Origin of the sequence: Micromonospora sp. DT4, from assembly GCF_049841675.1 — a bacterium.
Lineage (GTDB): Bacteria > Actinomycetota > Actinomycetes > Mycobacteriales > Micromonosporaceae > Micromonospora.
Genome location: NZ_JBNCKT010000015.1, coordinates 22,923 through 33,613, shown reverse-complemented (window position 1 = coordinate 33,613; position 10,691 = coordinate 22,923). Strand labels below are relative to the sequence as shown.

12 protein-coding genes and 1 pseudogene are annotated in these 10,691 nt (G+C 73.5%); 6 read left to right on the top strand and 7 right to left on the bottom strand.

Annotated elements, in window-relative coordinates; all coding sequences use genetic code 11:
- The first annotated feature begins 160 nt into the window (after window positions 1-160).
- From ACLQ24_RS07540 to ACLQ24_RS07515, 6 genes are all read left to right on the top strand, one after another.
- Window positions 161-550 (top strand): DUF3263 domain-containing protein, encoded by a 390-nt coding sequence (locus ACLQ24_RS07540; RefSeq protein WP_425889921.1) that lies wholly within the window; start codon window positions 161-163, stop codon window positions 548-550.
- A gap of 321 nt (window positions 551-871) precedes the next feature.
- Complete coding sequence (locus ACLQ24_RS07535) at window positions 872-1,516, top strand: hypothetical protein (RefSeq protein ID WP_425889920.1); 645 nt, start codon at window positions 872-874, stop codon at window positions 1,514-1,516.
- Window positions 1,513-1,908: a phage holin family protein gene (locus ACLQ24_RS07530; protein WP_425889918.1), complete on the top strand. Its 396-nt coding sequence runs from the start codon at window positions 1,513-1,515 to the stop codon at window positions 1,906-1,908. The genes ACLQ24_RS07535 and ACLQ24_RS07530 overlap by 4 nt, the downstream gene beginning before the upstream one ends.
- A gap of 24 nt (window positions 1,909-1,932) precedes the next feature.
- Window positions 1,933-2,532, top strand: coding sequence for a DUF3618 domain-containing protein (locus tag ACLQ24_RS07525; protein WP_425889917.1), 600 nt, complete (start codon window positions 1,933-1,935; stop codon window positions 2,530-2,532).
- Window positions 2,501-3,391 carry a hypothetical protein gene (locus ACLQ24_RS07520; protein WP_425889961.1) on the top strand — a complete coding sequence of 297 codons (891 nt, stop codon included), beginning with the start codon at window positions 2,501-2,503 and terminating at the stop codon, window positions 3,389-3,391. The genes ACLQ24_RS07525 and ACLQ24_RS07520 overlap by 32 nt, the downstream gene beginning before the upstream one ends.
- 126 nt (window positions 3,392-3,517) lie before the next feature.
- Entirely contained in the window at window positions 3,518-4,027 is a 510-nt protein-coding gene (locus ACLQ24_RS07515) for a GNAT family N-acetyltransferase (RefSeq protein ID WP_425889915.1), read from the top strand.
- A gap of 179 nt (window positions 4,028-4,206) precedes the next feature.
- On the opposite strand, the pseudogene ACLQ24_RS07510 reads toward ACLQ24_RS07515, so the two are convergent.
- From ACLQ24_RS07510 to ACLQ24_RS07480, 7 genes and pseudogenes are all read right to left on the bottom strand, one after another.
- A pseudogene (locus ACLQ24_RS07510) lies at window positions 4,207-4,449 on the bottom strand (AAA family ATPase); the annotation flags it as partial.
- 36 nt (window positions 4,450-4,485) lie between these two features.
- Complete coding sequence (locus ACLQ24_RS07505; protein WP_425889913.1) at window positions 4,486-5,007, bottom strand: hypothetical protein; 522 nt, start codon at window positions 5,005-5,007, stop codon at window positions 4,486-4,488.
- Between the two features lie 38 nt (window positions 5,008-5,045).
- Window positions 5,046-5,801, bottom strand: a complete 756-nt coding sequence (locus tag ACLQ24_RS07500; RefSeq protein ID WP_425889911.1) for an ATP/GTP-binding protein — start codon at window positions 5,799-5,801, stop codon at window positions 5,046-5,048.
- Window positions 5,779-6,258, bottom strand: coding sequence for a DUF742 domain-containing protein (locus tag ACLQ24_RS07495; RefSeq protein WP_425889909.1), 480 nt, complete (start codon window positions 6,256-6,258; stop codon window positions 5,779-5,781). The genes ACLQ24_RS07500 and ACLQ24_RS07495 overlap by 23 nt, the downstream gene beginning before the upstream one ends.
- Window positions 6,255-6,731, bottom strand: coding sequence for a roadblock/LC7 domain-containing protein (locus ACLQ24_RS07490; protein WP_425889907.1), 477 nt, complete (start codon window positions 6,729-6,731; stop codon window positions 6,255-6,257). The genes ACLQ24_RS07495 and ACLQ24_RS07490 overlap by 4 nt, the downstream gene beginning before the upstream one ends.
- Window positions 6,728-9,445, bottom strand: coding sequence for a sensor histidine kinase (locus ACLQ24_RS07485; RefSeq protein ID WP_425889904.1), 2,718 nt, complete (start codon window positions 9,443-9,445; stop codon window positions 6,728-6,730). Before ACLQ24_RS07485 ends, ACLQ24_RS07490 begins: the two co-directional genes overlap by 4 nt.
- Window positions 9,432-10,604 (bottom strand): hypothetical protein, encoded by a 1,173-nt coding sequence (locus ACLQ24_RS07480; protein WP_425889902.1) that lies wholly within the window; start codon window positions 10,602-10,604, stop codon window positions 9,432-9,434. Before ACLQ24_RS07480 ends, ACLQ24_RS07485 begins: the two co-directional genes overlap by 14 nt.
- Window positions 10,605-10,691: the final 87 nt, after the last annotated feature.

Sequence of the window (10,691 nt, the reverse complement as noted above, 5' to 3'; positions counted from 1 at the left end):
TTTACTCGCACGGCCCGGTGGCTCGCAGGTTGCCGACCACCATCCCGGCCGTCACGGGGTGTAGCCCGACCTGAACGACGTCCCCGCAGCGAGATCGACTCGATGCAGAGCGGGATGTCAGCTGCTGCGGCGCTGATCAGCCCTGGCTAGGCTGAATGGCATGTCCACCGATCCCACCCCGGCCGCAACCGAGCCGTCCGCTGACGATCGTCGGGGTGGCGAAGGCGGTGCTACCGGGCTGTCCGTCCCCACACCCCGGCCGGTACCGTCCATCGAAGCCGCCAACGAGCCGACACCATCCACCGAACGCTCCGCCGGGGGCGGGCTGACCAAGCGCGAACAGGCCATCCTCGCCTTCGAGCAGCAGTGGTGGCGGCATGCCGGCGCCAAGGAGCAGGCCGTCCGGGACACCTTCGGTGTCTCCTCGACCCGGTACTACCAACTGCTCAACAACCTGCTCGACAATCCGGCGGCGCTCGCCGCAGACCCGGTGCTGATCGGCCGGCTCCGCCGACTGCGCTCGTCGCGGGCCCGCAACCGCCGTCGGTGACCGCCGAGGGCCCGATCCGGCCGGCGGCCGAGAGCGAAGCCTGACGCCGCGCACGGTCTGCGCGGTTCGGCCGCTCTCGTACCCCAATGCGCCGGCTCGCCCGCTCCGACCGCGCCCGCTCGTCCCAAGACGACCGCTGCGGATGCTGCCGTTCGCTCTGCTCCCACCGCCGTCGGTTGCCGCTCTTTCGTCGGTTGCCCCCCTTCCGACGGTGTCTCCCGGTCGTCCCGCCCGACGGCCCGCATGTCGGCCGGTCCCACGGGTAGGCAACGGGCGTTCCGGGGTCGCCAGGCGACCGAGCACCCAGGAGGGGAGCGGAGCATGACGGCAACGAATCAGAGCAGCAGTGGGCAGCGGGCCCGGCAGGAGGCGTCCCGCGTCGGCCACCAGGCCACGCAGGCCGGTGGGCAGGTCGCCCACACCGCCGCCGAGCAGGGCGGGCAGGTGGCCGCCGAGGCGCGCAGACAGGCCCGGCAGCTGACCGGCCAGGCCGGCGGACAGCTTCGGGAACAGGCACAGACGCAGCAGCGGCGGGCCGCCGACGGTCTGCGCGACATTGGTCGCGAACTGGGGTCGATGGCCGAACGCGACGGTGATTCCGGGCTGGCCGGCCAGACGGTACGCCGGGTGGCCGACGCCGCCCAGCAGGCCGCCGGCTGGCTCGACGAGCGCGAACCCGGCGAGGTGCTCGACGATGTGCGCACGTACGCACGGCGTCACCCGGGGACCTTCCTGGCCGGCGCAGCGGTTGCCGGACTCCTGGTCGGACGGCTCACCTGTGGCCTGACCGGGTCGGCCTCCGGCAACGGCGGGAGCCCCGGTACGCCGAGCGCCCAGCCGGACGCCCCCCAGGGCGCACCGGCGGGGACCGGTCAGGAACAGCCGTACGTGGGGGCGGCGCGGGCGCAGAACGTCTCGCCCGCCGGCCGTCCGCAGGGCGATCTGCCCGGTGGGGTGGCGCCGTGAGCGCCCCGGAGAAGGAGCGGACCCAGGCATCGGTCGGAAGCCTCCTCGGCGACGTGACCAGGGACATGTCCACCCTGGTGCGCAAGGAGGTCGAGCTGGCCAAGGCCGAGCTGCGCGAGGAGGTCAGCCAGGCGGGCAAGGCCGGCGGTATGTTCGGCGGTGCCGGGCTCGCCGGGTTCCTGGCGGTGCTCTTCGTGTCGTACGCCGCGTGGTGGGGGCTGTCCAACGCGATGGACCAGGGATGGGCGGCGCTGATCGTCGCGGTTCTCTGGGCCGCTGTCGCCGGTGGACTCTTCCTCAACGCACGGACCCAGCTGAAGCGGGCACGCGCGGTACTGCCTCGGACGAAGCAGACCGCCCGGGAGTTGCCGGATGCCCTGCGGGGCCGGTGACCGAGTCGGTAGGGAGAGCAGACCATGTCCAGTGATCCGGATCGGATCCGGCAGGAGATCGAGACCACCCGCAACGAGTTGAGCAGTGACGTCGACGCCCTGGCCGACAAGGTCAACCCGCGTCGGATCGCCGGTGACAGCGTCGGGCAGGCCCGCGGCGCGCTCACCCGAGCGAAGGAGAAGATGATGGGCAGCTCGAACCATCTGGGGCAGGAGACCGGCCAGCGAATGTCGCACGCCGCGGGCTCCGTACGCGACGAGACCCGGTCGCTCGGGCAGCAGTCGCGCGCGCAGGCGCAGGGCAATCCGCTGGCCGCCGGGCTGGTCGCCTTCGGCGTCGGTCTGCTGGCGGCCTCGCTCGTTCCGCCGAGCGGGCGTGAACGGCAACTCGCCGGTCGGGCGAGGGAGATGGTGAGTGAGCACTCGGGCGAGCTGCGTCAGCAGGCGAGCCAGGTCGGCCACCAGGTCCAGGACAACCTGCGGGAGCCCGCGCAGCAGGCCGCCCAGTCGGTGCGGTCCAGCGCCCAGCAGGGGATGTCCGCGGTACGCGACCAGGGCCGCTCGGCCGCAGGGCAGGTGCAGGGACAGGCGCATGCGGCCGCCGACGACCTTCGGCAGCGCTGATGTGACGGGGCCGGCGTCGATGATGCGGGTACGCTCCGCGTCCGCGCCGGCCCCGGGTCGGCCGGTCAATGAGGACCTGGTCTTCCAGTTCGGCCCGCTGGTCGGTGTCCTGGATGGCGCGACCGTGCCGGATGGCTTCGACACCGGCTGCGTCCACGGGCCGGCGTGGTACGTCCGACACCTGGCCGCCCGGCTCGCGGTGGCGGAGGCGGCGCGCCCGGCGGCCCGCCTGACCAGCAACCTGGCCGCTGCCATCCTCGCCGTTCGCGCCGACCACGGTGGGCAGTGCGACCTCGACCATCCGGGCACACCGTCCAGCACCGTCTGCCTTCTGCGCGACTGTGGCGACCAGGTGGACTACCTGGTGCTCTGTGACAGCCCGCTGGTGCTGGACGTCGGCGGTCAGGTCAGCGTGGTGACCGACGACCGGCTGGACACGGCGATGGCCGAGCTGCGGCAGACGGTCGCGACCGTGCCGGCGGGCGGGTCGGACCCGGTCGCGCGGTTCCGGCACGCGGTGGGCGTCCAGCGCGAGCGGATGAACCGTACTCACGGCTACTGGGTCGCGGCGGCCGATCCGGACGCAGCCTTCCATGCGGTGACCGGGACAGCGCCTCGGCTAGGTTCGGCGGCCCTACGCCGGGCGGCGCTGCTCAGTGACGGCGCGTCGAGCGCGGTCGAGCAGTTCGGGCTGACCGACTGGGCCGGACTACTGGACCTGCTGGGCGCCGAGGGCCCGGCCGCGCTGCTCGGCCGGGTCCGGGACGCCGAGCGCGATCATCCCGACCGGCTCCGACGGCACAAGTCCACCGACGACGCCTCGGTGGTGTTCTGCGAGTTCGGGTCGGTCCAGCCGTAGGCCAGATAACGACGGAGCGTGAGGAAAGACACCCGAACCGCCCGACCGGCCGGTACCCGTCGCCGGACCGCCAGTGGATTCCGAACGGGGTGGACTTCGGCCGATGGGGCCGGCAGACTGCGGCACGTGGCGGGTGCGGTCCGGCTGGAGCCGGTGGACGAGCGGAATCTGGAGCCGTTGCTCTCAGTAGCGGCTGCGGAGGCTGAGCCGGGTGAGGTGATGCCCCCGGTCGAAGCGCCCGCCGGCTGGTCGCTCGCCCGCCGGGAGGCCTTCCGTGAGTTCCAGCGGGCGAGCTTCGCCGGCCTGGATGGCCCAACCGGTTCCCAGATGTACGCGATCCTCGTCGGCGGCGAGGTGGTGGGCATGATCCGGATGACGCGCTGTGACGAGCCGGGCACGGTGGAGACCGGCATGTGGCTCGGCCTCTCGGCGCGTGGACAGGGCATCGGCGCGGCCGCCCTGCGCGAGTTGCTCAACGTCGCCGCCCGCGCCGGAATGCGTGCCGTGGTCGCCGAGACGACACCGGATAATGCCGGCGCGCTCGCCATCCTCGAGAAATGCGGTGCGAAACTGCGCGAGGAAGACGGAAAGGTGCACGCGGAAATCTGCCTCGATTCGACGCCTCCTGCTCTCTAAAGGCTGGTTTCACCTTTGCTCCTGGGCGTTATCCCTACTCAAAGCCGCCTCAACGTCCCGTCTGTGCCGTTTGGTGCCGCCTCTCCGAATGTCCTCTCTGTGGGCGCTGACGAAAATCGTCGCAGCGGTTTCACGGCAATTCCGCCGGGTGCTGCCCGCCGGGTCCGCAACTACGGGACGCCGTCCCGCAGACCCAGGTTGCCGAGCGTGAGGTCGTCGGCGTACAGCCGGGCGCTGCTCGCGCCGGCTCCGGCCGCCGCCACGATCCCGGCGGTCTCCCGGCGTCCCGCCAGCCGCACCGGCGCGCCGGGTCGCAGGCCCAGCGCGGTGAGCGCCTCCGGGTGCAGGCGCACGATGCCCCGTCGGGCGTCCAGCGCCGCGGGCCGCAGGCTCGCCGTCAGGGTCAGGTCGGGTTGGGCCACCGCTCGACCGCAGCCGCCGACCGCCGCCCCCGCTGATCAGCGACGCGGATCCAGCGCGTCGAGCAGGGACGGGTCGCGTCGGATCAGCTCCGCAAGGCGGGCCGCCGGGTCCGGGGTCAACCCGTCCGGGCCGGGTGCCCATGCCGGCACCGTGCGACCGGAGAGCGGCCAGGACGGCGGGGGTTCCACCGGGGCTGCCGTCGGCTCCGGGCCGACCGTCACGTCCGGGCCGTCCCAGGACACCCGCAGCGGGTACGTCTGACCGTCGTGCTCCACGCGGACGGTCACCGCCAGCCCGGGGTGGATGCCGACGACCTGGCGTACCGCCTCGGCGACCTCCTCGACCGGTCCCCACCCGGCGGTGTCGGTGGGGTCGTGCCGTTCCGCGTGCCAGCCGTCGTGACGGGCCGGCCCGGCGTTGCGCCCCACCACGGTGACGCCCGGCGTGGCGGTCGGGTCTGGCGGTGGCGCGGTGTCGTCACGGTCGTTGACCAGCCGGCGCAGCGCCTCCTCGCGCCGGGCCAGCCGGGCCAGCGCCTCGTCCAGGTCGCCCCTCACCAAATCACCCCTTCCCGCCACGGCCGGAGCCGGTCGGCTCAGGCCTTCCTGTCCCGGGTGGCCCGGTCCAACGCGCGGTCCAGGACGACCAGCAGGGCGTCCCGCACCGAGAGCCGGTCCCGGGCGTCGAACTGCACCAGGGGCACGTGGTCACCGATCGCCAGCGCCCACCGGATCTCGCCGAGTTCCAGCGCCAGCCGCCCGTCGAACGCGTTCACCCCCACCACGAACGGCAACCCCGCCCGCTCGAAGAAGTCGATCGCCGGGAAGCAGTCGTCCAGTCGTGCGCTGTCGACGACCACGAGCGCGCCGAGCGCGCCCCGGGCCAGGTCGTCCCACATAAAGCCGAACCGGGACTGCCCGGGAGTGCCGAACAGGTAGAGCTTCAGGCTGCGGTCGATGGTCACACAACCGAAGTCCATCGCCACCGTGGTGGTGGTCTTGGTCGACCGTATGCCCGGATCGTCCACGCCGATGCCCGCGCTGGTCATCTCGGCCTCGGTGGTCAACGGCGCGATCTCGGAGATCGCTCCGACGGTGGTGGTCTTGCCCACCCCGAACCCACCGGCCACGAGGATCTTGACCGGTACGGGTGGCGCCGAAGGCGGCCGGTTGGTCGGTCCGGTGTCGGTCGACGGCCGGTACGGCGCTGGCGGTCCGGTCGGCGACGGCGAGCCGCCACGCCCGGTCGCCAAAGCGGCGCCCGATGCCGTGCCGTAGCGGGCGGTGGCGCTGTTGCCGGCGAGACCCCCGATTGGGGCGCCCGGCCACTCAGGAGATCGCACGAAGTCCATCAATCACTCGCAGGATGAGGTCGGGGTCGAGGGCGTCGTTCGCGTCGGTCGCGTGCACGTCCAGGTGCCCGGCGGCACGCAGGTCGCCCACCAGCACCCGGGTCACGCCGAATTGCAGCCGGGTCCGGGCGGAGAGTTCGGCTACCGAGATCGGCTCGGCGCAGAGCGCGATGATCGCCTGGAGCTCCGGTGCCAACAGGCCGACCGGCGAGCCGGTCCAGCGGGTGCCGTCCCGGCGCAGGGTCACCTGTGTCTCCAACCCGATCGCCGGATCCGCGCCGGCCACCCGCCCGGCGGTGAGCACGAACGGCCGCAGCCCGGTGGGGACGCCGTCGTCGGGCTCCGGTTCCGGCGCCGCCGGCGTGCCGCCCCCACCCGGGTGCGGCGCGCGCAGGTAGGGGCGAATCCGTACCCCGGGCTCCGGGTCCGGGTCCTCGCCGACGACGTCCGGGGTCACTGCTGGACGGCGTTCTTCAGCTCGGCGATCAGTCGCGGAGTGAGCGCGCCACCGGCCCGCCCGGCGAAGAGCGTCATCTCGTACGCGACGGTGCCCAGGTTCGCCGAGCGGTCGGCGACGACGCCGAGCACGGAACCACTGCTGATGGCGCTGATCAACAGGTACCCGTCGGCCATGTCGACGATCACCCGGTTGAGGCCGCCGAGCGCGTACCAACTGGCCGCGCCTCCGGCGAGGCTGGTCATGCCGGAGACCACGGCGGCCAGGCGCTCCGCGTTGGAGCGGTCCTTGATGGCCGACATGGCCATCAGCAGCCCGTCCGAGGAGACCGCGATCGCCTCCAGCACCCCGGCGGTGCTGGAGGTGAAGGAGTCCAGCAGCCAGTTGAACGTGCGGGCCTCGGGGCTGAGGTCCCCGCCGCTGCCCGGCTGGGTCTGGTGGTCGACGTTGTCGTGCAGGAAGGGGCTGGTCAATGTGATGATCCTTCTTCGTTCCGACGATCTGGGCTGACTTCGCGGAGAGCGCGGGCGACGCCCGCCTCGAACTCGGTGATGAGGGTGCGCACCTCGGTCGGGTCGCCGAGCTGCGGGCTGGCCGGTTGGTGGGGTGGCGAGACCTTCAGGTTCGCCCCGGGCACCCGGCGGCTCAGCCGGGGACGGCTCGGGGTGGTCCCGCCGGTGTCCGCCACGGCGGGGCCGAGGCCTCCGGGGGTGGCGGGCAGGTCGACGGTAGCGCCGGGATCGGCCACCGTGTGCCCCGCGCTGGCGGGCGGGTCGGTGACCGTCCGCATCGACCACTGCCCGACAGGGCGGCCGGCGGCCGGCGCGACGCTCGACTCGGCCCGGCGTACGCCGGACTGGAACGCCTCGACCAGCGCGCGGGCAGCGTCCGGGTCGGCGCTGGTGGCGTCGACCGGTCGGGTGGGCGCGGCGGCGGCGGGAAGGCTCGCGCCAGGGACCCGCTGCCGGACGCGGGGGCCGGCGGACACCCCCGCCGTGGCGGTGCTCTGTGCGACAGGGGCGGGCTGCGGTGTCGTATGGGCGGTCGTGGCGGGGTCGGCCGCCTCCCGCGCGCCGAAGGCGTCCCAGGACTCGCCGGACTCCAGGCTGCGGGTGGCCCGGCTGAGCAGGTCCGTGTCGAAGCCGGCCGGTGCGGCGACGGCCGGTGCGGCGATGGGCGGTGCGGCGATGGGCGGTGCGGCGATGGGCGGTGCGGCGGCGGCCGGTGCGGCGACGGCCCCCCGGGCGCGGGCTCCTCGGGCGGAGTCGAGAGCACGCCGCCGGCCCCGGTCCGGTACGGCGGCCCGGGCGACCGTCGCCCCGGCCCGGTCGGCGCGGCGCAGCACCAGCGACGCCTGCGGGATCTCGACCTGCGCCGTCACCCCGCCCCCCACGGTGGCGGTGAGGCTCACCTCCCAGCCGTGCCGACGGGCCAGCCGGCCCACCACGAAGAGGCCGAGTACCTCGGTCGGCGCGAGGTCGAGACGTTCCCGCCGGGTGAGCCGCGCGTTCTCCTCGGCGAGCCGCTGTTCGTTCATGCCGATGCCGTGGTCCACCACGGTGATCCGGGCGCCCAGCCCGGAGGTCTCGCCGGCCACCAGGACCCGGGTGTGCGGCGGGGAGAAGACCGTCGCGTTCTCCATCAGCTCGGCGAGGGCCAGGACGAGGTCGCCGACGATGGCCGGCGCGGCGGCGATGCCCGCCGGCACCTGCACCTCGACGCGGGTGTAGTCCTCGATCTCGCCGAGCGCCAGCCGGACCACGTCGGCCAGCGGCACGGGCGCTGTGTGTGCGTCGGTGCCGGCCGAGCCGGAGAGCACCACGAGGCTGCCGGCGTTGCGCCGCAGTCGGCTGGAGATGTGGTCCAGCCGGTACAGGTGCTCCAGCCGGCCCGCGTCGGCCTCCTGCTGCTCCAACCGGTCGATGAGCGCGAGCTGCCGGCTCACCAGGTTCTGGGTACGCCGTCCGACGTGCCCGAACATCTGCGCGACGTTGCGCCGGCCGGCGACCTGCCGCTCCACGAGCTGGGCCGCGGTGTTCTGCACCCGGTCGAACGCCCGGGCCAGGTCACCGATCTCGTCGCTGGACCGGATGACCACCGGTTCCAACCGGACCGGCTGGACGCGTTCCGTCTCGTCGTCGGTGACCCGGACCAACTCCGCCTCCGCGACCCGGGCGACCCGGTCGGCGGAGCGGGTGAGCTGGGTCAACGGTCGGGCCACCGTACGCGCCACCGCCGCGCTGAGCAGTACCACCAGCGCCAGGATCAGCGCTGCCGCAGCACCGACCAGGTACGCGGCGGTCAACGCCCGGCGCTGGTCGGCCTTCACCTCGGCGAGAACATCGGCGACGATCTTCTTCTCGACGAACTGGCCGAGCCGGATCATCGTGCGGACGGCCGAGAAGAGCGCCTCCATCGGCACGTCGCGGACCGCGCCGGCCGGGTCCCGGGCGCTGGTGATCAGGAAGTCCGGGCTGGTACGCGCGGCCACCGCGGCGTCGTTGAGCTGGGCCACCTTGAGCTGCTCGGGCGTGATCAGACTGCGGAAGCGCGCGTTGTCGACCTGGAGGGCGGCGATGCACGCCACGTAGCCGGCGGTGGTGTCCGGACTACCGGTCGCCTTGACCAGGAGGCTCAGGGTGGCGCAGGCGCCGATGCCCTCGTCGGCGCGGAGCAGCCCGTCCAGGGCGAGCACCTGGCGGCCGGGCAACGTCTCGGTGTCCACGCTGAGGACCAGCCGGAGCGACCCGATCAGCTCTTTGTCGACGGGACCGAACGCGTCCATCACCTGGCGGGGGTTCGCGGTTCGGGCCAGCACCCCCCTGCGCAGGTCGACGAGCCTGGACACCCCGTTGAGCGCGTGGTCGACCTGCTCGGTCAGCGCGTCGCCGCCGTCGGCCCGCAGGTCGGCTACCCGGTCGTCCACGTCGGCCGCCTTGCGGGTCACCTCGGAGCGTTCGACCCGGCCGAGGAGGAAGCCGATCGACAGGATGCGCTCCTGCTGAAGATCCTGCACGAGGCTGCCGACCCGGCTGGCGAGCCGTACCTGGTCGGTGATGTCGGCGGCGCGTTGCGCGGCAGCTACCCGGTCGAGTACCACGGGCACCGCGAGGCCGACCATGCTCAGCAGGGGAATCACCACGAGCAGCGCGAGCTTCCCGCGGATCCGGAGCCTAGCGAGCAGCATCGAAAGGCCCCCACTGCTCGACGACCGGCTCGTGGGCCGCGCCCACCGGTTGCAACGGTCGGGTGTCGGTCGCGGCCGGCGGCTGCCAGGGGTCGCCGGGCGGCGGGGCGGCCGGGCTCGCGGTGTCCGGTGTGGCGGCTCGCCGACGTGCCCGTCGGTCGGAGGCGATCAGCAGCCCGGCGAGCCAGGCCAGCACCAGCGCGGCCACCGTGCCCGCCCCGACGGCCAGCCAGCGGTCCCGGGCCAGCCTGTCGATCCGTTCGGTGAGCAGGGTGTCCAGTTCACCGAGGATGACGGGTTGGAGTTGTCGTGCGGCGTTGCGCGAGTTGAGCGCGGCGGCGGCCAGTTGGCCGTGGTCGACGGTGCCGGCTGGGCTCGGCGTCGAGTATAGGGCCAGCGCCTCCACCGACCGCTGGTAGGCGTCGAGCGGGGTGAGCACGTTGGCCCCCAGGTCGGTGCTCTCCGAGTTGTCCACGGCAGAGCGCAGGTTGTCGACCACGTCGGTCGCCGGCGACAGGGCGGACACCCGCAGGCCGGTCAGCTCCATCAGGCTGCGGGGCCGCTCGGCGGCGGGTCGCCGGCTGGCGAGCGCACCCAGGTCGGCGAGTCGACCGGCGGCCACCACCGCCTCGGGCAGCTCCTGGCCGGCGCTGTCCTGGAGGAAGAACGAGTCGGCGCCCGGGTCACGGCCCAGCCCCGAGCTCTCCCGGACCTTGCGGTGCAGGGCGAGCAGCAGGTCGGTGACCTCGCCGTACGCGGTGTAGGCGGCCTCCGGCGCGGCGGGGCTGCGGTCGCGCAACGCCTCCAGTTTGGCCCGCACGCCGGCCCACCGTTCCTGCGTGCGCAGTTGTCCGCCGATGCGGGCGTCCACTGCGGCGGCCTGCTCGACCGCGCGGGTCAGCGGCTCGCCGGGGACACCCCGACCGGCGACGGCGGCGGCCTGGGCCTCCACCAGCGCTTCGGTGACCGGGGCCAGGGCGCGCAGGTACTCCACGCCGAGCCGTTCACGGTCGGCCAGGCTCCGATCGTCGCCGGTGTGTCGCCAGGTGGACGCGAAGAGCATTCCGACCGGCGCGAGCAGCGCGATGATGAGTAGCAACGGCAGCGACCGGCCAAGCATGGACGTCCGTCGACGGGCCCGCGGCGCGGGGACTGTCATGTGTGTCTCCTCCGGCGTCGGGCGGGGATCGGCGCGGTGTCGGGTTCGCCGACAGGTCCCGTCCACCGGACCGGAAAACTAACCGAA